Source organism: Bradyrhizobium sp. USDA 4506 (assembly GCF_054058795.1).
The window spans coordinates 1694227-1716930 of record NZ_JBSSBM010000002.1; the positions used below are offsets into that span (position 1 = coordinate 1694227).

Annotated in this window: 23 protein-coding genes and 2 pseudogenes; 9 read left to right on the forward strand and 16 right to left on the reverse strand. The window is 60.5% G+C overall.

What is annotated here, in order from left to right; all coding sequences use genetic code 11:
* Window positions 1-58: 58 nt before the first annotated feature.
* From ACVIHF_RS10080 to ACVIHF_RS10105, 6 genes are all read right to left on the reverse strand, one after another.
* A complete protein-coding gene (locus ACVIHF_RS10080; protein ID WP_253609217.1) occupies window positions 59-811 on the reverse strand; it encodes an enoyl-CoA hydratase/isomerase family protein in 753 nt (250 codons plus the stop codon).
* A 45-nt stretch (window positions 812-856) separates the two neighbouring features.
* Window positions 857-2932 carry an acetyl/propionyl/methylcrotonyl-CoA carboxylase subunit alpha gene (locus tag ACVIHF_RS10085; RefSeq protein WP_456791989.1) on the reverse strand — a complete coding sequence of 692 codons (2076 nt, stop codon included), beginning with the start codon at window positions 2930-2932 and terminating at the stop codon, window positions 857-859.
* Window positions 2874-4481: a carboxyl transferase domain-containing protein gene (locus tag ACVIHF_RS10090; RefSeq protein WP_253609215.1), complete on the reverse strand. Its 1608-nt coding sequence runs from the start codon at window positions 4479-4481 to the stop codon at window positions 2874-2876. The genes ACVIHF_RS10085 and ACVIHF_RS10090 overlap by 59 nt, the downstream gene beginning before the upstream one ends.
* A gap of 167 nt (window positions 4482-4648) precedes the next feature.
* Window positions 4649-5065 carry a Zn-ribbon domain-containing OB-fold protein gene (locus ACVIHF_RS10095; protein WP_253609214.1) on the reverse strand — a complete coding sequence of 139 codons (417 nt, stop codon included), beginning with the start codon at window positions 5063-5065 and terminating at the stop codon, window positions 4649-4651.
* Entirely contained in the window at window positions 5065-6246 is a 1182-nt protein-coding gene (locus ACVIHF_RS10100) for a thiolase C-terminal domain-containing protein (protein ID WP_253609213.1), read from the reverse strand. The genes ACVIHF_RS10095 and ACVIHF_RS10100 overlap by 1 nt, the downstream gene beginning before the upstream one ends.
* Entirely contained in the window at window positions 6243-7784 is a 1542-nt protein-coding gene (locus ACVIHF_RS10105) for a class I adenylate-forming enzyme family protein (protein ID WP_456791990.1), read from the reverse strand. Before ACVIHF_RS10105 ends, ACVIHF_RS10100 begins: the two co-directional genes overlap by 4 nt.
* Before the next feature lie 132 nt (window positions 7785-7916).
* Between ACVIHF_RS10105 and ACVIHF_RS10110 the strand changes: the two genes are divergently transcribed.
* On the forward strand, window positions 7917-8726 hold the full coding sequence (locus ACVIHF_RS10110; protein WP_057017228.1) for an enoyl-CoA hydratase/isomerase family protein: 810 nt from the start codon (window positions 7917-7919) through the stop codon (window positions 8724-8726).
* 102 nt (window positions 8727-8828) lie between these two features.
* On the opposite strand, the gene ACVIHF_RS10115 is transcribed toward ACVIHF_RS10110, so the two are convergent.
* A complete protein-coding gene (locus ACVIHF_RS10115; RefSeq protein ID WP_456780891.1) occupies window positions 8829-10775 on the reverse strand; it encodes an AMP-binding protein in 1947 nt (648 codons plus the stop codon).
* Window positions 10776-10844: 69 nt separating this feature from the next.
* On the opposite strand from ACVIHF_RS10115, the gene ACVIHF_RS10120 reads away from it, so the two are divergent.
* On the forward strand, window positions 10845-11657 hold the full coding sequence (locus ACVIHF_RS10120) for an enoyl-CoA hydratase/isomerase family protein (RefSeq protein ID WP_253609210.1): 813 nt from the start codon (window positions 10845-10847) through the stop codon (window positions 11655-11657).
* Between the two features lie 7 nt (window positions 11658-11664).
* Here the strand turns inward: ACVIHF_RS10120 and ACVIHF_RS10125 are convergent, their stop codons facing one another.
* Together ACVIHF_RS10125 and ACVIHF_RS10130 are read right to left on the reverse strand one after the other, a co-directional pair.
* Entirely contained in the window at window positions 11665-12429 is a 765-nt protein-coding gene (locus tag ACVIHF_RS10125) for a TetR/AcrR family transcriptional regulator (RefSeq protein ID WP_253636042.1), read from the reverse strand.
* Between the two features lie 1328 nt (window positions 12430-13757).
* Window positions 13758-13967, reverse strand: a complete 210-nt coding sequence (locus ACVIHF_RS10130) for a hypothetical protein (protein ID WP_253609208.1) — start codon at window positions 13965-13967, stop codon at window positions 13758-13760.
* Between the two features lie 760 nt (window positions 13968-14727).
* Between ACVIHF_RS10130 and ACVIHF_RS10135 the strand changes: the two genes are divergently transcribed.
* Both ACVIHF_RS10135 and ACVIHF_RS10140 read left to right on the forward strand, forming a co-directional pair.
* Window positions 14728-15234 (forward strand): hypothetical protein, encoded by a 507-nt coding sequence (locus ACVIHF_RS10135; RefSeq protein ID WP_253609207.1) that lies wholly within the window; start codon window positions 14728-14730, stop codon window positions 15232-15234.
* 181 nt (window positions 15235-15415) lie between these two features.
* The gene (locus ACVIHF_RS10140) at window positions 15416-15631 is read left to right on the forward strand and encodes a hypothetical protein (protein ID WP_253609206.1); all 216 of its coding nucleotides are present in this window, start codon (window positions 15416-15418) and stop codon (window positions 15629-15631) included.
* A gap of 52 nt (window positions 15632-15683) precedes the next feature.
* Here ACVIHF_RS10140 and ACVIHF_RS10145 read toward each other — a convergent pair whose 3' ends face one another.
* Together ACVIHF_RS10145 and ACVIHF_RS10150 are read right to left on the reverse strand one after the other, a co-directional pair.
* Window positions 15684-15953 carry a hypothetical protein gene (locus ACVIHF_RS10145; protein WP_456794199.1) on the reverse strand — a complete coding sequence of 90 codons (270 nt, stop codon included), beginning with the start codon at window positions 15951-15953 and terminating at the stop codon, window positions 15684-15686.
* 101 nt (window positions 15954-16054) lie between these two features.
* Window positions 16055-16576, reverse strand: a pseudogene (locus ACVIHF_RS10150) (3'-5' exonuclease); the annotation flags it as partial.
* A 222-nt stretch (window positions 16577-16798) separates the two neighbouring features.
* On the opposite strand from ACVIHF_RS10150, the pseudogene ACVIHF_RS10155 reads away from it, so the two are divergent.
* Together ACVIHF_RS10155 and ACVIHF_RS10160 are read left to right on the forward strand one after the other, a co-directional pair.
* Window positions 16799-17236 (forward strand): annotated as a pseudogene (locus ACVIHF_RS10155) (TrbI/VirB10 family protein); the annotation flags it as partial.
* 3 nt (window positions 17237-17239) lie between these two features.
* Entirely contained in the window at window positions 17240-17455 is a 216-nt protein-coding gene (locus ACVIHF_RS10160) for a DUF2274 domain-containing protein (RefSeq protein ID WP_212022616.1), read from the forward strand.
* A gap of 214 nt (window positions 17456-17669) precedes the next feature.
* Here ACVIHF_RS10160 and ACVIHF_RS10165 read toward each other — a convergent pair whose 3' ends face one another.
* The 3 genes from ACVIHF_RS10165 to ACVIHF_RS10175 all read right to left on the reverse strand — a co-directional run bounded on the left by ACVIHF_RS10165 (window position 17670) and on the right by ACVIHF_RS10175 (window position 19895).
* Window positions 17670-17885, reverse strand: a complete 216-nt coding sequence (locus tag ACVIHF_RS10165; protein ID WP_253609203.1) for a dodecin family protein — start codon at window positions 17883-17885, stop codon at window positions 17670-17672.
* 442 nt (window positions 17886-18327) lie between these two features.
* Window positions 18328-19677 carry an IS701 family transposase gene (locus tag ACVIHF_RS10170; protein ID WP_225648232.1) on the reverse strand — a complete coding sequence of 450 codons (1350 nt, stop codon included), beginning with the start codon at window positions 19675-19677 and terminating at the stop codon, window positions 18328-18330.
* Window positions 19674-19895 (reverse strand): hypothetical protein, encoded by a 222-nt coding sequence (locus ACVIHF_RS10175; RefSeq protein WP_456780889.1) that lies wholly within the window; start codon window positions 19893-19895, stop codon window positions 19674-19676. The genes ACVIHF_RS10170 and ACVIHF_RS10175 overlap by 4 nt, the downstream gene beginning before the upstream one ends.
* Before the next feature lie 866 nt (window positions 19896-20761).
* Between ACVIHF_RS10175 and ACVIHF_RS10180 the strand changes: the two genes are divergently transcribed.
* Both ACVIHF_RS10180 and ACVIHF_RS10185 read left to right on the forward strand, forming a co-directional pair.
* Window positions 20762-21013 carry a PilZ domain-containing protein gene (locus ACVIHF_RS10180; RefSeq protein WP_375167295.1) on the forward strand — a complete coding sequence of 84 codons (252 nt, stop codon included), beginning with the start codon at window positions 20762-20764 and terminating at the stop codon, window positions 21011-21013.
* Between the two features lie 114 nt (window positions 21014-21127).
* Window positions 21128-21319: a hypothetical protein gene (locus tag ACVIHF_RS10185; protein WP_253609201.1), complete on the forward strand. Its 192-nt coding sequence runs from the start codon at window positions 21128-21130 to the stop codon at window positions 21317-21319.
* Between the two features lie 8 nt (window positions 21320-21327).
* Here ACVIHF_RS10185 and ACVIHF_RS10190 read toward each other — a convergent pair whose 3' ends face one another.
* A complete protein-coding gene (locus ACVIHF_RS10190) occupies window positions 21328-21549 on the reverse strand; it encodes a hypothetical protein (RefSeq protein ID WP_456780888.1) in 222 nt (73 codons plus the stop codon).
* A gap of 228 nt (window positions 21550-21777) precedes the next feature.
* On the opposite strand from ACVIHF_RS10190, the gene ACVIHF_RS10195 reads away from it, so the two are divergent.
* On the forward strand, window positions 21778-21981 hold the full coding sequence (locus tag ACVIHF_RS10195; RefSeq protein ID WP_456791991.1) for a glutathione S-transferase N-terminal domain-containing protein: 204 nt from the start codon (window positions 21778-21780) through the stop codon (window positions 21979-21981).
* A gap of 111 nt (window positions 21982-22092) precedes the next feature.
* On the opposite strand, the gene ACVIHF_RS10200 is transcribed toward ACVIHF_RS10195, so the two are convergent.
* Entirely contained in the window at window positions 22093-22704 is a 612-nt protein-coding gene (locus ACVIHF_RS10200; RefSeq protein WP_456791992.1) for a tyrosine-type recombinase/integrase, read from the reverse strand.

The window sequence follows — 22704 nt, forward strand, 5'->3', positions numbered from 1 at the left end:
AGTGTTGGTCACGCGGGCAGGATGTCTGCGCGACGAAGCCAAAACACAGATGTTGCAGCTACCCGTTTTCGAAACGTGGCGCGCGTTTCTCCAGAAATGCGTTGATACCTTCGCGTGCATCGGCGTGCGTCAGCAGGAACGGAAACCCATCGATTGCGTGGCGCATCTCGTCGCCGCCGAGACCGCGATTGTAGAAGGACTTGGCCATCTGCACAGCAAGGCGGGGCTGTGAGGCGATGCGCTCCGCGAACGCGATTGCGTCGGAGAGAAGGCGTTCGTCGGGAACGACGCGGGATACGAGTCCAAGGCGGCTCGCTTCCGCGGCGTTGACGGGGTCGCCGAGCATGCTCATTTCCTTGGCTTTCGCGCGCCCAACAATGTCCTGGAGGCGCACGATAGCGAAGCCAGGCAATAGGCCTAGCTTGATCTCGGGTACGGCGAAGCGGGCACTCTCGGCCGCCAGGATGAAGTCGGATGCGATGGCAAGCTCGAATCCACCGCCATAGGCGATCCCGTTCACGGCAGCGATCACCGGCTTGAGTGCGCGTTCCGGAGCGCTCAGGACCTCCATGGCGTCGATGAAGAAGGCGCGCGCTTTCTCCGGATCGAAATCGAAGGTACCGATATCGGCGCCGGCGCAGAATGCTTTGCCGCCGGCACCGGTGATGATGCTGACACGTACCCCATCGTCCTTGTCGGCCCGTTGCAGGCCCTCACGTATGCCTGCGCGAATGCCGGCGGTCAGTGCGTTCAGCTTTTCCGGTTCGTCGAGCGTCAAGATCGCGATCTTGCCGCGGACGACGTAATTCACGCTTCCTAATCGCAACATATGCTGTCCTGATCGTTCATAAGGCGGCTACTGCGGGATGAGTTCGGGCTCGACGATGGCGACGACGGCGTTTCGCTCGACGGTATCGCCGGGTTTGAAGTGGACGGCGGTCACCACACCGTCCACCTCGCTGGCGATGCGCAATTCCATCTTCATGGATTCCATGACGACGATCGGATCGCCTGCCTTCACGCGGCTGCCGACCTTGACGTTGATCTTCAACACGACGCCGGTCATCGGCGCGCGCAGTTCGCCGCTGATCTCGGCGCTGGCGCTGATGTATCTGAGGTAGGGGATCGCGGTCATGGTATGGGCGCGACGCGGATCGTGCACGAAGATCGCATGGTCTTTCTGGGTGATCCGCACCGTCTCGCAGCGCGCGTTGACTGCGGCAGCGAACATGTCATCGGCAAGCGGCGAAAGCTGCACCCGAATCCTGGCATCGTCCACGCCGATCAGCATCGAGCCGTCTGGCTGCAAGGGTGCAAAGCGGATCTCCGCGCTGTCGCCTGCGGTCTCGAGGTGGAGAATGGGGATCGGTGACAAGCCGTCATCGGCGGCCGCCATCTGCCAGCCGGTCAGGCTGCTGGACTGCCAGGGATTGCCGGAAGCGGCAGCGCGCTGCCGCTTCATCCAGAAATACGCACCAACCGCCAGCGCCTCCGGGTCAACGTCGCCAGCGGTGGCCGCAAGCGCATCGATCCGTTCGTCGATCAGACGGGTATGAAAAGTCGCGGCGCGGGTCGCGGGCAAGGCGATCAATCGACGGAGAAAATCCCGGTTGGTGACAACACCGAAGATCGAGGTTTCGCCGAGCGCGCGATCAAGTTGGTCGAGCGCCTGATCGCGGGAGGCGGCATGAGCAATCAGCTTGGCGAGCATCGAATCGTAATAGGGCGTAACGATCGACCCGCTTTCGACGCCAGTCTCGACCCGAATGCCGCTGGACGGGAACCTGACATGGGCGAGCTCTCCAGTGGATGGCATGAAGCTGTCATTCGGATCTTCGGCGCAGATGCGCGCCTCGATCGCGTGACCCTGGCACAACACTTCGCCCTGCTTCATAGGCAGGCCTTCGCCAGCGGCGATGCGGAGCATAGCCTCGACGATGTCGATGCCGGTAACCATTTCGGTTACGGGATGCTCGACCTGGAGCCGGGGATTGACCTCCAGGAAATAGTAGTCGGTGCCGGTGACGATGAATTCGACCGTGCCGACGCCACGATATCTGAGCCTGCGTCCGAGCCGGACGGCGTCGTCGAGGATACGCTGGCGTAAGGCGGAAGCCAGGTTGGCGGCTGGCGCTTCCTCGATCAGCTTCTGGTGGCGACGCTGCAGCGTGCATTCACGTTCGAACAGGTGGATCACGTTGCCGTCGCCGTCACCTGCGATTTGCACCTCGATGTGCCTGCCTTGCAGGATCAGTTTTTCGACGATCAGCCCTGCGTCGCCGAAAGCATTCCTTGCCTCACGCATCGCGGACTCGATTTCGTCGCCAAGCCCGTCGTAGGTCGAGATCGCCCGCATACCCTTGCCACCGCCGCCGGCCGCGGCCTTGAGCATGACCGGCAGTTCGAGCCTGCGGACGATACGTTCGACTTCGAGGCGATCCTCGCTCGGAGCGTCGCTGCCGGGTACCGTGGGGACGCCGGCGGCGACAGCCTCCCGCTTCGCCGACGCCTTGTCGCCAAGTCGCTCGATGGTTTCCGGCGTCGGTCCGATGAACACCAGACCGGCTGCTTCGACCGCGCGGGCAAAGTCGGTGTTTTCCGCCAGGAAGCCGAAGCCAGGATGGATCGCCTCCGCGCCGGTGGTTTTCGCGGCGGCGATGACGGCATCGATCCGCAGATAGCTTTCCGAGGCCGGTGCGCCGCCGATCCCGATGGATTCACCGATCGCCCTGACGTGCAACGCGTCGGCATCCGCGGTGGAGTGCACGGTGGAGACCGCAACACCGAGGCGTTGGCAGGTGCGGGCGATCCGGCAGGCGATTTCGCCTCGATTGGCGATCAGAATTTTCCTGAACATGGCGGGTCCCCTGCGATTACATCCGGAACACGCCGAAATCGGTGTGCGGACGCGGGACGCGCCCGGCGAGGTCAAGCAACAGCGCCATCACGCTGCGGGTTTCGAGCGGATCGATCACCATGTCGCACCAGGTGTTGCGGGCGAAATTGTAGGCATTGGCGAAATCCTCGAACGTTCGCCGGGTCGGCGCCATGTAGGCCTCGCGCTCAGCGTCCGTCCAACTCGTTCCCTCGCGTTTGTGGACCTCGTCGCGAACCATCGCGAGCGTGGTTGCGGCCTGGTCGGGACCCATGATGGCGGAACGGGCATTTGGCCACATCATCATGGCATTTGGCCGGAACGCCCGGCCGCACATCGCGAGGTAGCCCGCGCCGTAGGCATTACCCATGATGAGCGTGTATTTCGGGACATTGGCGCTTGCCATTGCCGTAATCATTTTTGCGCCGTTCTTGGTGATGCCGCCTTCCTCGGCTTCACGGCCAACCATGAATCCCGTGACATCCGCCATGAACAGCAGCGGGATGTCGCGCTTGCAGCACAGCTCGATAAAGTGCGTCGCTTTCAGCGCGCTTTCGGAGAACAGCACGCCGTTGTTGCAGAGAATGCCGATCTCGAAGCCCATGATTCGCGCAAAGCCAGTCACCAGCGTATCGCCATAGAGCGGCTTGAACTCATGGAATTCACTGCCGTCGACGAGACGCGCAAGGACATCGCGATTATTGGTGGGAATGCGCGGATCCGAACTGATCAGGCCGTAGATTTCGTTGGGGTCGAAGTGTGGCTCGCGCACCCGGGCGACGGTCCGGGTTTGCCGGGGAATCTCGCCGAGACTGGCGACGATCTCGCGCGTGATGGCAATTGCATGGGCGTCGTTCTCGGCGAGATGGTCAGTGACACCGCTCACTCGGCTATGCATCTCGCCGCCGCCGAGTGCCTCGATGCCGACCTCTTCGCGGGTCGCCGCATAGACCAGCTGCGGCCCGCCGAGGAACATGGCGCCCTGGTTTCTGATGATGACGGTCTCATCGCTCAACGCGGGAATGTAGGCGCCACCCGCGGTGGAGGGACCGTGCACCACCGCAATTTGCGGGATGCCTTCAGCCGACATCCTGACCTGGTTGTAGAAGATCGAGCCAAACTGGCCATCGTCAGGGAAGATATTGGGCTGGTCGGGCAGGTTGGCGCCGCCGGATTGGACCAGGGTCACGCAGGGCAGGCGGTGCTGCCAGGCGAAGCGCTGCGCACGAACATGCTTCTTGCAGGTGATACCGTAATAGGTGCCGCCCTTTACGGTGGGCTCGTTGGCGATGATCATGCAGGGACGATCGGAGATCATTCCAACGCCGGTAATGATGCTGCCGCCGGGCGGCACGCCTTCGTACAGGCCGTCGCCGGCCAACTGACAGAATTCGAGGAACGGTGATCCGGGATCGATCAGCGCCGCGATTCGCTCGCGCGGCAGCAGCTGATCGCGTTCCTTGTGAAGCTTGCGTGCCCGTTCCGGACCGCCCAGTGCTGCCGCGGTCCGGCGCCGCCTGAGATCCGCAACGCGTTCGGCGTAGGCGCTGCGGTTGCGGGCGTAGTCCTCGGTCGAGGTGACGACGTCCGATTTCATGATTGCCATTGCGGGTGGTCCTGGCGGCTGCGCGGCGAGCCCGTCGGGGACCTGCCGCTGGTGTAAATCGACCGGTGGGTCGGCGGTGCGAGCGCCACAAAATCGAGGTGCTGCAAAATTCTAACAATTGTTAGAATTGATCGCACGCGGATGCAAGCAGAACTCATGCGAATCCCTCAGGCTTTCCGGAAGCGCGGCAGAGTTATGTCGTCAGAGACCTGGTCGAATGCGAGCTCGACCTCCATGTCGAAGGTGACGTCCGCCGGATCGCTCCCCGTCAGGGTGCTGATCATGCGTGGCCCTTCGTCGAGTTCGACGAGCAACACGGCATAGGGGACATCCGCCTTGAATGCGGGGCCGGGAGCCCGGTAGACCACGCTGAAGGAGTGCACTTTGCCGCGGCCGGTCGCGGGCCTGTGCACGAGCTCATCGCCGCCGCATTCGCGACATGTGGTTTGCTGGTAGTACTGCACGTTGCGGCATCGGCGGCAGTGCTGCAACAGGAGCTTGCCTTGGCGCAAGCCACGCCAGAATGCGGTCGTATCGGCATCCGGCGCGGGCAGGGGCTTTCGAGTGGAATTTTCGGATGCCATCACAGCGTTCCCTCAGTGCCCAGAATGGTCGTGGCATTGGTGGCGAATCCCGCTCCGAGGCTGTGCACCAGCCCGAGCGCGGCGCCGTCGACCTGCCGCTCGCCGCATTGGCCGCGCAGCTGCGCGATCACCTCATGGAAGTGAAACAGGGCGCCAGGCATTCCGGAATGCGCGAATGACAGCAGGCCGCCATGGGTGTTGGAGGGTATTTGGCCGCCGTAGCTCATTTGTCCGTCGGCGACGAACGGGCCGCCTTCACCCTTCCGGCAGAAGCCGAGGTCCTCAAGCATCATCACCACGGTGCCCGTGAAGCAGTCATAGATGCCGGCGACATCCATATCGCGCGGCTGGTAGCCGGCCATTGCATAGGCTCTCCGGCTGGATTCGACAGCACCGGTCGTGGTCAGGGACGGCATCAGGAAGATGTGCTCGTGGGTGTAGCATTCGCCGCAACCGAGGACGACAATCGGCTTCTCGATTCCGAGAGCCTTCGCATGTTCGGCCGACGTGAGGACAAATGCCGCGCCGCCGTCCGAGATCAGCGAACAGTCGAGCTTGTGATAGGGCGTGGTGACCATAGGCGAATTCAGCACGTCCGCTGCGGTGATCGGCGTCGTCTGCTGCGCGCCGGGGGTCCGCGCCGCGTGACGCCTGTGCACGACGGCGACCTCCGCCAGCTGCTCGGGCGTGGTGCCGAACTCCCTCATATGTCGGTGTGCGGTCATTGCGAAGGTGTTGGCAACCGGAATGCCGAACGGCATCTCGTATTGCTGATCCCGGCTTTCTGTGAGCGAACGCAGCGCCAGATCCGGCGTCAGCCCCGTCATCAGGCTGTCGGCAGCGACCAGCAGCACCACCTTGGCGAGTCCGCCGTGAACGGCGGCCGCACCAATGCTGAACATCGTCGCCGCCGTGGCGCCGGACACCTGCAACGTGTTTGAGAAGGTCGGACGCATTCCAAAATATTCGCTGAAGGCAACGCTGAAGCGATGGAACGGGGAAGCGAAGGCATGGCTCGACAGCACGCCATCCACCTGGCTCTTGGCGAGCCCGGCGTCGGCGAGTGCGTTTGCCGCGGCCTCTGCCGCAAGCGAGAGTGGACTGCGGCCTGGTACCTTGCCGACCGCCGACAATCCGATGCCGATGACGGCAACCTTTCCTCTCAGGCTGGTGTCGCTCATGTGGAGGCTTTCAGCAGGCGCTCGAGTTCGTGGCGCTGGACCTTGCCACTTGTCGAGCGAGGGAATTCACCAAAGGCAATGAAACGGAATTCGCGCGGCCGCTTGTAGCTCGCCAGCTCGCGGCGGCACAGTTCGGTGAGCTCGGCTACCGTCATTGCGGCCCCTTCGCGGCAAGCGACAAAGGCGACGGGGGCCTCTCCCCACCTTGGGTCAGCAGCGCGGACGACTGCGACTTCCGCGATCCGATCGTCACCTAGCAGGACGCGTTCGATTTCGGCGGGATAGATATTCTCGCCGCCCGACTTGATCAGGTATTTGGCGCGGTCGACGAAATCGAGCGATCCGTCGGTGTTGCGCCTGAACACGTCGCCCATGTGAAACCAGCCGCCGCGGAAGTCGCGCGTGTTAGTCTCGTCCGCGCGCCAATAGCCGGAGAATAGTGTCGGGCTGCGGATGGCCAACTCGCCGGGCTCGCCGAGCGCGACCTCGTTGTCGGAGGTGTCCACCAGCTTGATCTGGCAGAACGCATTTTGCCGCTTGGACAGGCTGGCCGGCACATCGCCTGGCGCAATCAGCGCGCGCGTCGCCGGCGGCAGGCCGGTCTCGGTCGAGCCGAAGCTGTTGAGATAGGGGGCGCCGAGCATTTCGGTGACCTCGGCAATGGCGTGCGGGGCGACCAGATCCGCCATGGCTCCGCACACCCGCACTCCCTTCACCTTGATGCGTTGCCCTTTCAGACCATCGATAAGAGCCTCTACCATGCCGGGAATGAGGACCAGCCAGCCGATGTCGTGTTGGGAAACGGCCGTCAGCAGCGGTTCAAGCTGGAAGCCGTCGATCACAACGACAATTCCGCCGCGCAGCAGGGTGGCGAGCGCATGATCGGTCGAGGCCATGTGGAACAAGGGGGCCCATGCGACGAATGTGTCGTGCGGAGCGATACCGAGTTCGGAGGAGAACACCAACGCCCGCATGACCATCGCGCGGTGCGAAATCACGGCACCTTTCGGCAGGCCGGTCGTTCCGCTGGTGTAGAGAATGACGAGCCCATCTTCCGGTTGGGCGACAGACGGGGGTGCCCGCCGGTCCGCTCGCGCGAGTTCGCTTTCGTATTGAGGTCCGATCTCCAGGACTGGATTCGCCTTGGCGGCCGGCAGAAGGCTTGCCGCGAGGTCTCCCTCGACCAGCAGCAGCTTGGGCGACACCAGTTCGATGCAATAGGAGAGCTCGCGCTCCGACAACCGCCAGTTAAGGCAAGCCGTGATGATCCCGAGATTGGCGGCCGCCAACTCGATCTCGAGATATTCGGGACGGTTGCGCGACAGCAGGCCAAGCCGGTCGCCGCGTTGCAGGCCCCGCGCGGCAAGCAGGACGGTCAACCGACGGACCCGGTCGCGCAACTCCCCATAAGTCACGTGCCGGCCGCGGTATTCGATCGCAGGCCTGTTGGCATGAAGCTCCGCGCAGGCCTCGAACAGTGCACCGACGGTTCCGATGCCGGATCCGCCGCCTGTCTGGATACTGAGCCCGGTTTCCATCAACGTTTCCTCGAGCGCTGTCTTTCGACCTTCTTGTTTCGAGCCAGTGCTTGCGCCGGCCGACTACAAATTCTAACATCTGTTAGAAATAATTGGTAGCGCTTCTTAGGCGCCAAAAGCGGGAAGATCAATATGTCCAATCGGTACGCGGCCTACACGAGGTTGAAGCTCGACTATCCGGCCGAAAGGATCCTTCGGATCACTTTCGACCGACCGGAGACCTATAACTCCGTCGACGCCGAGACCCATACACAGCTCACTCACATCTGGAGAGACATCGACAGCGATCCCGACATCAGCGCGGTGATTGTCACGGGGGCGGGCAAGGCATTCTCGGCCGGCGGCGATTTCGAGTTGATCAAGTCACTGCTCGACAATCCGGCCGCGCGGATGGCGACCTGGAAAGAGGCCAAGGATCTCGTCTACAACGTCATCAACTGCAACAAGCCAATCATCTCGGCGATCAACGGCGTCGCCGTGGGCGCCGGCCTCGTCGTCGGGATCCTTGCCGACGTGTCGATCTGTGGCAAATCGGCGCGGATCGTGGACGGCCACACCCGGCTCGGTGTCGCCGCTGGCGACGTCGCCTGTATCATCTGGCCGCTGCTCTGCGGACTGGCGAAGGCAAAGTACTATCTGCTCACGTGCAAGCCGCTGTCGGGTGAGGAAGCCGAGCGGATCGGCCTGGTTTCGCTGTGCGTCGAAGATGCGGAGCTGCAAGGCATCGCATTGGAAACGGCGCAGGATCTCGCCACCGGTGCACAGAGTGCGATCCGCTGGACCAAATATGCGTTGAACAACTGGCTTCGCGTCAACGGACCGCTGTTCGACACGTCAACCGCCCTCGAAATCCTCGGCTTTGCCGGCAATGAAGCCCGCGAAGGCCTGGCCTCGCACCTTGAGAAGCGCAAGCCAGCTTTCCCCAAGGACTGCCCGATCTAGGATCGTCTGATCCCCGTCAAGGCAACCGACCTGAGTGGTTGCCTTGATGTCTGGCTTCACGCCATGCGACGTCGCCTGGACCGGGCCAATCCGGGCCGACAGCTATCCCTTGAGCTTCTGACGGATATGGTCGATCGCCTCGGGGTTGGCGAGCGCCGACAGATCGCCGGGGTCCTTGTCTTCGAAGACTGCGCGAAGCACGCGGCGCATGATCTTCATGTTGCGCGTCTTCGGCAGGTCATCGACCAACAATACCCTTTCCGGGCGGTACGAGGTGCCCATTCCGTGCACCAGGGCCTGGGCAAGCTCTTCCGACAGCGCGCGGAGGTCTTTCGCACCAGGGCTCGGCACGCAAGCACAAACGATAGCGGAACCTTTGACTGGATGCGGGACGCTGAAGACGGCAGCTTCCGCGACCTTGCCGGTTGCGGTCAGCACGCCCTCGAGCTCTGCCGGACCGACGCGCTTGCCCGAAATCTTGAGGGTGTCGTCCGAGCGGCCAAGAATGTAGTAGAGACCGTCCTTGCCGCGCATGGCAAAGTCGCCATGCACCCAGATTCCCGGAATCGTATTCCAGTAGCTCTCGAGATAGCGCTGGTCGCCCTTCCAAAGGCTCTTGGTGAGCCCGATCGATGCATGACGCAGCACCAATTCGCCGACCTCGCCGTCGGGGACAGGGTTACCCGCCATGTCGACGATATCCGCGCCGACTCCGAGGGCCGGCCGGGAGAACGAACATGGGTTCATTGGATGGTTCGGGGTGCCGGTAAAGATGCAGCCGCCGACTTCCGTTCCGCCGGAGATATTGATGATTGGGATCTTTGACTTGCAGACGTGTTCGAAGAACCATCGCCACGGTGTCTCCGTCCAGGCCTCGCCGCCTGAAGCAGTCATTCGCAGACTCGAGAGATCGTACCGTTCGACCTCCTCGCCATGGCGCATCATGCCGCGCACGATGGTCGGTGAAACACCGAGATAGGTGACCTTGTGATCGGCGATCAGGCGCCAGAAGCGTCCCGTATCGGGATAATCGGGCGTCCCCTCGGCCACGAGGAGTCTGCCGCCAGCGAAGCTTGGAATGCAGGCGCACATCGCGCCTACCATCCATCCCATGTCGCTGAAGAAGAAAAACAGGTCCGTTGGCTTGAAGTCGCCGCAGATGATCATATCCCGCGTCACCATTGAGCCAATGAAGCTGATATGCGTCCACACGCAGCCCTTTGGTTCGCCGGTCGTACCCGACGTGTAAAGAAGGATGGCGGGATCTTCCGCGTCCATCTCGACGGTCGGAAGATTTGCTTCCTCCTTGGCGATCTCATCCCACCAGTGGTCGCGTCCCACCTGGATGGGGGTGTCGACGCCGAGCCCGCCGCGGTTTGCCACGATCACGTGCTGGACGGTTGGTGCGGTCTCCAGTGCCTCGTCGAGAACCGATTTCAGCGGAGCCGGCGCGCCTCGACGCCAGGTACCGTTCGCGGTGATGACGGCCTTCGCCTCACCATGGTTGAGCCGCGCCCTGATCGGGTCGGGACCGAAGCCGGAGAACAGGGGCATCACGATCGCCCCGATCTTCAGGATTGCAAAGAAAGCCATGAAGGTTTCGGGCAGGTTGGGCATGTAAATCGCGACGACGTCGCCCTTGCCGATTCCGAGCTTGCGCAGGCCCGATGCTAGCCGTTCGACAGCGGATGCGAACTCGGCGTAGCTCAGTCGCCGCTGCTCGCGTCTGTCTTCGCCTTCCCAGACCAGGAATGTCTTGTCCCAGACTTCAGTTCCGCGGTGCTTGTCGATGCAATTGAGGACGATGTTCGTGGTCCCGCCAACGCACCAGCGCGCCCACGGTTCGCCCTGTGCAAGATCAAGGATCTTCTCGGGCTTGCGATAGAAGCGAACGTCACAGAACCCGAACACTTCCTGCGCGAGCCAGGCTGGATCGATGTCGGCCTTGGCCGCCAGCGTGTCATAGTTCGGCTGCCCCGTGGCGCGAAGAAACGCGCTCAGGTTGCTCTTCTCCACCAGTTCCGCGGGGGGCGTCCAGAGATACGCCATCTTGCTTCCTCCTGCCTCAAGAGCTGCGCCATGTTCTTGCATCTGGCGTGCGGCGATGTATTCTAACAAATGTTAGAATTCAAGGAAGAAGATATCGTGGTTGAAAAAGAGCAAGTCAGCTATTCGGTCGAAGAGGGCATCGCGACCGTCACCATCGACCGTCCCGAACGCAAGAACGCGCTCTCGGTCGAGGCGATGAACGGCCTGACCGACGCCTGGGACAGGGTCGAAGCCGACGCCTCCGTCCGCGCGATCATCCTCACCTCAACAGATTGCGGGGTATTCTGCGCAGGGTTGGATCTGAAGCAGGCCGCAGAAATCCGGGCGAGGGACGGGGTGGATATCCTGACGCTGATGCGGGATCCCATGCAGCACGCGATGCAGAAGGTCTCCAAGCCCATCATTGCTGCCATGACGGGATCTTTGATGGCCGGCGGGATGATGCTTGCGCTGAAGTGTGACTTGAGGATCGGGCTGCGCGGCACCCGTGCGGGAATAACCGAGGTCAAGATGGGGCGCGGGTCCCCGTGGGCGGTGCCGATGCTTTGGATGGTGCCGCAGCCGCTGCTGATGGAGATGGTTCTGACGGGCGAGACGATCGCGATCGAACGGCTCGCGGAGCAGGGGTTCCTGAACTCGCTTGAGGACACGCCAGAGGCTGTGCGCGAACGGGCGCTTGAATTGGCGCGGAAGATCGTCGAGGGCGCACCACTGTCGGTCAAGGCGGCCAAGGCAAGCGTGCTTGCCGCAATGGACCTGGGGCTTGCACAGGGCCTCGTTGAGGCGGAGCGGCTGCATAAAGAGGTCTATGCCAGTCTCGATGCGATCCAAGGGCCGAAGGCGTTCGCAGAGAAGCGAAAGCCGGTCTGGCAGGGCCGATAGATTGCGATCAGGGCTTGTTGACGCCTTCGAAGATCAGCGTCTCCGTGCGACGGGCTAGTTCGAGCACGGCATCCCTGTTTTCCAGCCTGAACCATTCGATCGTCCAGTTGAGAGCGCCAATCACGAACATGCGCAATGGTACCACCTCCATGTCGGCGCGAATCTCGCCGGCGCGCCGCGCGTCGATGAAGAGCTGGTCCCAATATTCTGCGTATGCGCGCCGCAGCGGCCGGTGCGGCTTCTTCAGTTGCTCCGGCAGTTGCCCGTAGATTCGAATGTTGGCTGAGGTGAAGTCACTCGTCTCGAGGAGCGCGACGAGATGGGCTTCGATTGCAAGACCAATCTTGCGCCGGTGCGATACCTTTCCGGCACGTTCGACCGAGTTCTTCACGGTCTCGAACACGTGGCGGAGGCCGCGGTCCAGCACTTCGTCGAGAATCTGCTCCTTGGAGTCGAAATGGTAGTAAATGCTACCGGCCTTGATCTTGGCCCTGGCTGCGATCTGGCGCAGGGTGGTGGCTGAAAATCCCTGTCGGCGAAACAGCTGGGCCGCGGAATGCAGGATGAGGTCTCGCGACCGCTCGGATTTAGGGGTTGCGATCGCAGAGGTTTTTTCGGGCTCGGCCTTGCGCCCTCGGCTGGTGGATGGGACTTTCGGCCGGCGCGCCGCCGGCCTCGGGCCAGACCGGTCACCGGAACGCAGGGTTGACCGCACCGCCTTCATGCTTACCGCAAGCTCCATCTCGAAATATTGGCCTGCCGGCTCGTGCAACCAATGATCGCTGTCGAAGCAGATTCCGCTGCGTATGGCAACATCTGACAGAAGGCGTCAGCGATTGATCATTATCCATCGTCAGCCCTTTGCTCGGGCAGTGAGCGGGCCCCAGTGCTTTGCCTATGGTGCCGCTCGCTGGCGCCGTCCTGTTGAAATTTGCTCAACTTGGTCGGCAGTGGTTAGAACGAGAACTTAGGTTTTTCAATTGGTTAGGAGGTTGCGTGCGCACCGGGAGGTCAAGAAGAATCCGACGACAGTCAACGCGACAGCGCCCGCGCGCAATTATCGCGCCAGATAATTCCAAGAGTAATCGCCGCACCGTCACTCCGGCGGCTGCCAAGCGCACTTCGCTTGCTTACCGCTTCGCTGCTCTCGCAGTGCCCTTCGGGAAGCTGCGGGAAGACAATGACTCTTTGGACCCACGACGTGTTGATTGTCGCGACGGGGAGGCTTGTTTCGAACACCTGCTTAATGCTTGGTCAATCGGCCTCGAGAGGGGGACTGCTCTAGCGTCGCCGCCGCGCGCATAATTGAGTTAGCTGCGGCATCGATCGTCGCCGCGCGAAACGGAAGAATCTCGGCCTGTCGAGATTTCCTGAACGTCAATCGAGGTTTCAGAGCCCTGCGAATCGGGAGCAAATGGAAGTCCAAAAACGAGACATTGTCGCTTCGCATGCGGGCGGCAATCCGGCACCAGCGATACAAACAGCTATCGCAATTGCAGCGAGATGATCGATCCTCATGGCGATGGTCCTTGCATCGGCCCCATCAATCAACAGTACACTTTTGGAATTGGTTCCCGAGCGCGAGCGATTTCCTACCCGCGCCGGCGGAGCCCGTCACTCTGCAAGATCAATGCTTTGCTGCGGCTCTGTGCGCCCTAGACTCCTCATTCCATTTGCGATCAAAATTGGGGAACGAGATGCCTCGCCAGGACGTTAATTGGCCAATGAGACCGCCGCTCGCTGGTGAACAAACCGGCGCATGTCGCGGATAGCCAAAGGTCTTAGTAAAGACCCGCTGTCGTGAAAGCCAGCGCTCGCGCAAGATAGCCAAAGGCGGCGGTCTCCCGTTTTATTCAAATACGCCAGCCGCCCCCGAGCAGTTGCGGGGCGCGTATTGCGGCGTGATGGTTGCGTTTGTTCATTCCGAGCAGAGGTTTGTAATCCGCAGCCGCATCGACATCTACATCGACTACTTTTACAGATCGGCGAGATGCTGTGAGCGTCGCTGAAACCAGGGACGAAACTCTCACCCGCCTCAAATGGAGATCGACCGGGTTCGCGAGTTGTAAGAGCGTCGCTCTCAATGAGCCGGGAGCCGCTTCAAGAGCGGGTCGGATTGATAGATCGCCTGTCTTGGGGATGCTTGTCGATGGTCCTCTTCGCGGCAGCAATCGCTTCCTGCGTACTCTGATAGGTCATCGTCCTGACGGTTTGACCGCCCCCGAGAGGCGTGATCTCGACCAGGAAACCGCCACCAGGCTGTTCGATGACCACTAGTCGGTGCGCCGAATATTCGAGTTCGTCTGCCACGTCCGCGGTTCCAACCCTGTTTCCAGACAAAACCGCCGCAGGGTTCTGACGTTCCAATAGAGCAGGCTCGACCCACCGTGACCGCTCTCCGATCACGGCTCCACGATTATACGGAATGCGTTCCTTTGCGCGGCCATCGCTCGGGCTCGCTCCAGCGCCGCGGGGCCATGTCGGGGCCAGGATCGCCTACCTTGCAGACGGCAACGATCCGGCTGTACTGGTCTTTGTCTTTCGGACTGCAGATCACCGGTCGCTTAACCAGGTAGAGGAGAACGTCCAACGCGGTCGCAGATTGTTGCGCATCTGAAGGCAGGATCGAGAAAAGTCGCGCCTGGAGAACGCCAATCGACAAGCAGTCGGTCAAGTACACACTGAGCGCCGTGCCTCTTGCTCCGACTTCACTGAATTGCAGCCATAGCAACGAAACACATGGACCGCTTCGTACTTGCCGACAGAGGGCAGCTCGGCCAACAACGTCATATGACGCCCGCAAGCGTCACATTTGCATGCGAGCGCTTCGATCTCTTGCCTGGACATTGTTGGCTTAGCGAACGTCCCCATGCGCTATTTGCCGAGGGAACGATCATGATCCTCAAAACACGCCCGTTGTATCCGTGCGAATACGGACACTTCGTTTTTAGCAATACGATTCGCGATCTTGATAGACCGTATGGGTCATTCACATGCTCCAAATGGGCTAAGCGTCCGGCGCAGTCGCAGTGTGTAGAATGTTGGACGTCAACATCTCATAGTGAGCGGCATGACGATCAAGACGCCTCATTTTCAGCCCGCGAAGACAAAGGACGGTCGCTGGTTTGTCGCCGTCAAGACCGGCAATGGGCCCGATTCCCACATCGGAGATTTCGATACGGAAGCCGACGCCGAGCGCTGGATCGCAACCAAAGCGAAGTATTGGCCCGGTAGAGAGAGAGCTGAAGCGCCGGGCTCCACTCTCCTCCGGCCCCAGGCGAGCGATCCTAGCTCAAATGGATCAGATGAAAGCGAATGGCCGCCTTGCAGTGCGAAACCAAGGCAGTCTCATTTACGTTCCCGACTGGTCGGCTATCGCTTCTGTTTGAGGCAGGGGCAATTGGAACTGGCCGGCAGGGGCCGTCCGCTTTCCCAAGTTACGGACGGCCCCAACTTCGGCATCACAAACCAGAACCCATCGCAGCGGCAACTACTGGACTTTGAAAAGTGGGCGATGAGCTCCCGTCTCCGCCGAGACGCGGTGTGGGGCAAAAGTAGTAGCGCGCCGCAGCACTAGAAATCCTGGTGGAGGAAATCTGAGGCGAAGCCGTAATGAGGAGAGCAGGTTGGCGGCTGGCTATTGCAGCCCCAGGACGCTTAGGAACAGTCAGCGTGCGGTGGACGTTGATGCTCAGGCAAAAAGCCTGTTGGTGCGTGGATCACGTACGAGCGTCGCGTACAGGCGCAAGGAAGCTTACATGGCTGACGAATTTTCCATGGCGCCGACCGCTACGCCAGAACAGCGAATAAATCAGGCATCAGAAGCGATCCGTCGTATGGCTGAAGACAACGTGTTCGAACCTCAACCGCAGCAGGAGCGGTGGCTGCATCATTTGAGCAAAGCGACGAAGGTGGCTCCGCTTCAATCCATTGCAGCCGCATTTCTGCTTGGGGTCGTCCTGGCTCGTCGCTAGTTGCAACATTGGTTGGGCGTAAAAAAGCGCCGCGACGGCATCCATTCGCAGGTCAGCTTCTCACTGAAAAGCGGTCGAACGCAGTCAGTATCTGGATCTGGATATCAACTTCCGCCTGATAGATCGTTTTCTGCAGGTATTCGATTTCGATATTCTGATTGCTCTCGTCGACATCGATGTACCACGACCGCGGCCGGCCGTCGGCGCCATCGCTCCAGCGATAGCCCCGCCGCTTGAGCGCGTCCTTGAGCTCGAAGGGGGACCGCTCGGCCCAGATCCTGATTGTCTTGCGGCGCGCACGCTCGAGCAGCATGGAGAGCACGGTGCGATCGAGCCGGGGCAGGTTGATCGCGAGGATCTCCAGCAGGCCAGGCAATCGTCGACCGCTCGGTGCGCCTCATGAAACAGTCCGGCCTTCATCAGGAGGTAGGACAACCGCGAACCCTCGAACCCATGGCCGCGCCATTCGACCTCGCTGACCGAGCAGGCCCAGGCCTTGAGCGCGAAGAGTGCCGCGTAGCGCTCCATGAATTTGCGGTCGAAACCCGCATTGTGGGCGATAACCACGACCGCATCGGAGGCGAATTCGTTGATGCGCGCCTCATCGAGAGCATGGCCTTCGACCATCTCGTCGGTGATGCCGGTCAGCGCCGTGATCTCCGTGGGAACGGCGATCGACGGCTGGTTGAAGCAGCTGAAAGTATCTATGACCCGTCCGATCCTCCCGTCCGGAAGATAGGTGAACTTGACCATCCCGAGCTCGATGATCTCGTCGCGGGCCGGATCGAGGCCGGTGGTCTCGACGTCGAGCAGGACCGCGGTCTTGGTCGATTGCCCGTCGCTCGGCGTAAAGTCGGAGCGAGGAACCAGCCGGCGCAGCACCCGGTAGTCGGGTGACTGTTCCAGCATACCGGCGATCTCGGCGAGGGGCGGTTGAACGGTCATGTCGTGTGGCGGACGATCATTGGGTCGAAAGTTCGCCAGTCTAGCCGATCGGACCAGTCCAGGCACCGCAGTGCCTGTGGATAGTTTTTCGGTGCGCGTAGATGGCCGCCGCTCCGCATGGACTTCTCCGTGGAACCGGCGCGTCGGTATCTCCGATCACATTATTCGGAAAAGACGAAATAGAACTGGACGGACCACCCAACTCGCTTTTCGCAGGGGACGCGGCTCGTGGGCAAGTACGATAGCGTCGTGGCGTTCGGCCAGAAGCGTGCACTGGTCGTCTGGACACGGCTGATCCTGCCGAACGGCAATTCGATCGTGATCGAGAGCCTTCCGGCGACCGACGTCGCAGGCTACGCCGGCCTTGAGGACGAGGTGGACTTCCACACCTGGCAGTTGCTCAAGGGCGTGGCCCTGGCGACTTTGATCGGGGTCGGGACCCAACTTTCGATCGGCAACGATGAGAGCGATCTTGTCAAGGCGTTGCGGGAGAGCACGCAGCAAACGACCAATCGAGCGGGACAGCGGCTGGTGGAGCGGGAGCTCGATGTGCAGCCGACAATCACGGTGCGGCCGGGTTGGCCGCTACGGGTGATTGTTTCGAAGGATCTGGTGCTGAAGCCTTATCAGGACGTTGAGACAGTTGCGAAGGGCAGGTGAGGGATGAAGCTTGCGAAGTTGCCTGACCGCAGTCCCGTGAAGATCACCATTGTGTTTACTCCGGTACTTGCGCAACGGCTACGAGAGTACGCTGATTTCTATGCCGAGACTTATGGCAGTCGGGAGGAGGTTTCCGAGCTGATACCATTTATGCTTGAGGCGCTTCTCGCGAGCGATTCGGAATTCAAGAGAGGAAAGAAAAAATCAGGATCGCTATAATATGAGCAGCAGGTCTTGACGGTTGATTCTGAGAATTGGGCTCGGTACTAGCTTGGGCGAGCGCAGTCTTAACATACTCTGTCGTCAGCCAGACGGTAAGCAATCTCGAAACAAGTGCTCTGGGTAATGGCAGCAGCGGCGCGCAAGGAAAATGGATGTGCGCCTTTCTACAACGAGCCAACCTCGCCCCGCGAGCGGGGCGAGGTACTCAGGCTCAGGTGCCTTCGAACTTGAACGACACGCTGAGCTTGGCGCGATAGGCCTCTACTTTTCCCTTATCGTCCAGTTGCATATCGAGTTTGACGACCTCTGCAACACGAAGGTCTCGGAGAGATTTTGCAGCTTGCTCGACCGCATTGGCGGCGGCTTTTTCCCAGGAGTCTTTGCTAGTACCGACCAGTTCAATGACCTTGTAAACGCTTTCAGCCATTTCGTTCTCCTGTTCAGTAAGAAGCAGGCAGCAGGTGCTCCCTGCCGTTGACGAATCTAGCACCAAGACGTCGGCGCTGATACACGCGTCGGCGAACTCGAGCGGCCGGCCGTGTTGGGTCAGCGGATACCGCGCGGTATCATGGCCTTGATCGTGTGCATGCCAATGATGCGAAAGCAGTCGATCGTCGCCAGCCGAATTGGACAGGACGCCGATACGCGCGCTCCCACGACCTGCCGGAGATCTCGTCGATGCTGACGTCGGCTCGCGCTGGCTTTGACCGGGGTGGTTTCCCCGCGCCGGACAAGCCTGGGTCATTGAGTGTCGACATTGCCCCACCGGGAGGAGCTACTGATGGATCGCAGATCCGTACGTTAAAGGAATAGCCGCGGGGTCAGTGCTCTAGCACTACTTTGGCAGATTGTGTTTTCGCCGCTGTTTTTCAGGGATTTCCTTTCGGCAATATGGGCACTGCTGAGGCGGCGGCCGAAGGATGAGATCGACGATGGCGTGACGTACGGCTGGCATGGTTGGCTGAGGCGGAGGCCCGTTGATTCTTTTTTTTCCGCCCCGCGTATGCGAGGCGACGATGTTGCAGGAAGGCGTAGGCAATCATTGTCATCAAGGCGTGGCGATGAAGACCTTGCCATGACCGCCCTTCGAAGTGATCAAGTCCAAGCTCCTCCTTCAGCTGTTGATGCGCCTGCTCACAAATCCACCGTGCCTTGATGGTGGCGGCCAGCGTGCGCAGATCCGTCGCCGCCGGAAGATTGGCGAGATAGTATTTCTTCTCCCCGGAGGCACGTTGCTCACCAATGAGCCAGGCTTCGTCGCCTGGGAGATGCTGCTGACCTTTATCCCATATTCGCTGCGGAGGGCCGTCGGCGGTGCGGACACGGAGAGCAGCAAATCGAGCTTTGAGCCGACCTTTCGTCCCGCTACGCCAACTCAGGGTTTTCCATTTGGCGCTGGCCAGCATTTGTTCGGCCGCAATCGATAAGATATCGGGCACGTGGTGCTTTCGTGGTTTGCCACGGACTTTGGTGATCGGCCAAATGAGCTTCACATCGACCGGATACACTTTCTGGTGCCGAGGGATACCGACAGCCCAGGTCAGCCCGCGCTCTGTTAGCCCTTGTCGAAACGGTGCGCTGAGGCCGTATCCTGCATCCGCCAGCACACATCCAAAGCGCATGTTGGCTGCCATCGCGCGGTCAATCTCGGCCAAAGCGATCTCCGGCTTGGACCGTGGCGTTCGGTGTTCGACTGGCACGCGAGCGCGCTTCAAACGAGACATGTCGCTTGTCCAGCTGTCAGGCAGAAAGAGACGTAACGCGACCATCACTGGCACTTCGCCGCGTGCAAGCGTTAAAGACACCAGCGTTTGGCAATTTGCGGTTTTACCGAGAGCCGACGCGTATTGAGCCGCAACACCGACCGATCGCTCACCCTTCTTGGGAAGTGAGGTGTCATCGATAACCAGCATCGCATCCCTGCCGCCGACAAGTCGGTCCGCCTGGTTGAGCAGCTCCGTCTCCAGCGGCGTCGCATCCCAGACACCGTCCGCAATGAAATGGTGCAACTGGTCGTAGTTGCTCGTGGCAAGGCGTTCCGCCATCGGCTGAACGCTCTTGCGATCGCCCGGACCGATCAATCCCGCAACATACAGAGGACACATCCGCTGCCGGGTCTTATGACCCAGCCGGTCCAAGAACGGCATTAGCCAGCGTTCGAGTTCGTCTTCCCATCTCGGCATGGTCAGCCCTCCAAGAGCCGACCACCCATGAATCATTGAAAAATTGATTCGGGAATCCTATAAAACGCGGCAAAATCAACAATCTGCCAAAGTAGTGCTAGTTCGGCCTCCAGCTCGGCGAAGCGCTTGTATATCCAGGATCGCCCGTCGAACCGTCGCCAGACGCGTCCCCAGGCCAACTCGCTGCTGATTGTTCTCCGCGGGATGATTATGGTCCATACGTGCCAAAGCGACATCCAGTCCGGCTTCGTCATTCGACTTCTTCAATCATGTCGATCGTCCGTGTAGACGAAGCCGACGCGCCGAATATCCTGACGTGACGGCTTCGCCATGGTGGATCCGGATGGAGGGCAAAATCCGGTGCTTCAATCTCTGATCGTTTCTTGATCGAAGCAATCGAACTCGCCGGTTAAGCTTGATGTCGGGCGGAAAGGTTAAATCTGGAACCTCGCTGCTCGAACCAAGCCATTCTAGTTCAGGTTAATCTCGCGACGTCATTACACCTTCAGGTCGTGCCCGATCCATTGCGCCCATTAGGCATTCGGTAATTGCAATCTTTGATCGGCGGTTAACCGGTCTCGCCGAGACTTTACATCCAGCCTCACCGGAGACGTGGAAGTTGTCCTTCCAGCTGACCGTCTTGAAAGTGCTGGCCGGTCAGCCCGCCGGGCGAGCCTCTGTCGCCGAAATCCGGCATGCGGTCGAAATACTGATGAACAGCGGCAAGGATTGGACCGATCGCATGAAGCGATTGGCCGAACAAGCACCTGGTCTGAACATCTTCTCGGCCAGATTTGTGCTTCGCGATGCGGACGGTTGGGAGATCACGGAAGAGGGGCGGCAATTCCTCGGTGCCCTTCAGACAGCGGTCGCTGTTCGAAGGTCGCCGCTTCGCCCAGTCGACGATCCGCCAACGAGCGAGTCCGCTTCAACAAATGCGACGAAACTGTCTGATCCTCCTCGCAGGCACCGTCGCAGTGGTTCGCGGCGCCGCCGAGGGAAAAGTCGATCGAATCGGCGTACAGCGTGAAGCGCTTTGGCTGACTTCGTCGTTAGGAGAAACGCAACATTTCTCGCGCAGCATGAATCTTATTTGCATTAGTTATTGATGGGCACGGACATGATTGCTCTTCCGGACAGACGAAAGTCTGTGCGAAATCCATCGCTGGACAATGCGTTGATCAGATTTCGTGAGTTGTCATTGTGCTGTGTCGTGCGCGATGTCACAGAGCGTGGTGCAGCGCTCAAGGCAGAAGATCCGCCATCCCCCGTTCCTGATCAATTCACGCTTATCGTTCCGCCGAGCAAAACTTACTCGTGCAACGTTGTTTGGCGCGAGGGCGACTGGGTTGGTGTCTCGTTCGTTGCGTGACGAACTCCTCCCGGGATGCGCGTAAATTGCGTTGAAAACCCTTGGCGATGTAATCTGCTTCACACGCGACCCTGCCTGACTCGCACTATCCGGCTGTAATTTCAGCGGGACACCATGGACGACGAGTTTTGCAAAGAGAGAGCGCGGACTGTGCGGGCGCTTGCCGAGCAAGCTGATCCCTTCATCAAGAAGCGCTTGTTGCAGCTGGCCGATCACTACGAGCGGCGTGTCGTCATTCAGCCGGACGATGCCGATTGGGATCGGGCAGATTTGCCGGCGCTGGGCTCGCCCGTCCGGCCATCGTGACCTCCTCGTCAATCAATTGCCGACACCAGCGCGACGCCATGTTCAAGCGCGCGCTGAAACAGGGGCTTCAGGCGTTGATCGGCCAATATGGCTTCGCCGGGTCTGAAGTCCTTCGCCACGCGCCATTCGAAGCCTGCGTTTGGTAGGGGCAGCTTCGCAGGATCCAGGGCGTAGGCCGTCCGGCCGGGACCTTCAGTTCCTTGCTCAACGAATTTCTGAAGCCGGTTCATGTGTCCCCCTGATCACCAATTACGGCAGCCTGCCATGCCTGGAGGAGGCCAGCAACGGAGGACGCCATTGGTGAGGAAGCTGGAGGGTTCTTCCCGTTCGGTTCGACGATGGCCGCCTCCTTATCCGCTCCGGTCACGTTTCCAACGGGTCGGAATGCATTGCGGCCCCGAGGACACGGCTTACACTTGGATTGCTCCGATGCACGGAGCGGTAAGGTAAGGGTGTCTATGTCCGGATTGATCCTGCACCACTACGACTTCTCGAACTATTCGGAAAAGGTTCGCGTAGCTCTGGGCTACAAATCCCTGGAATGGTCGAGCGTAATCGTTCCGCCCGTGATACCGAAGCCGGATCTGACGGCTTTGACTGGCGGTTATCGCCGGGCGCCCGTCCTGCAGATTGGTGCGGACATTTACTGCGACACCCGTTGATTCTTCGGGAGCTTGAAAGGCGGTACCCGCAACCGAGCCTGTTTCCTTCCGGGCAAACCGGTATTGCCAATGCCGTCGCGGCGTGGGCCGAGGGACCGCTCTTTCGTTCAGTTATGCTGTATGCGTGGGGTACCAACCACGACTTGATGCCGCACGAGCTGTTCGAAGATCGCGCCCGGATGAGGGGCTTACCCGACCCTGGCCCCGGGTGATGATCCGCTGTTGGAGCAGAATCTCCCAAGCGTCGTAGCCGGTCAGATTGAGGAGTGGGACTTTCTGATCGTTACCGTCTTTCTTTCTCGGATCCTTGCGATCGATGATCGTGAGAATTCTCTTCTTCATATCGACATGCGGCCAGTCAGGCCGGCAAATTTCCTCTTGCCTCATCGTGGTCGCAACAGCGTATCGGACGATGCGCCCCATCGGGATGACCTGTCGAGGATTGGTGTCGAAGTATTGGATGAGCTCGTCGAGCTCATCTTGAGTTGGGCGCCGGTCTCGCTCATCTGACTTTCCGACGAGACCTAGGTGTTTCAGTGCGAAGCGGGCCAGGCGAACTTCTTCGGCGGACACTTCGATGCCATGAACGGCCGCTGCATGCGTCGCGACGGTCCGGATAAACGACATATCGATTGCGAGGGTGGCAGGGCCGGCACCTTCCTTCGCTCGCTTCCTGCCGTACTCGATCAGCCGTGCACGATCGAGCCGGGGAAGCTTCGTCAA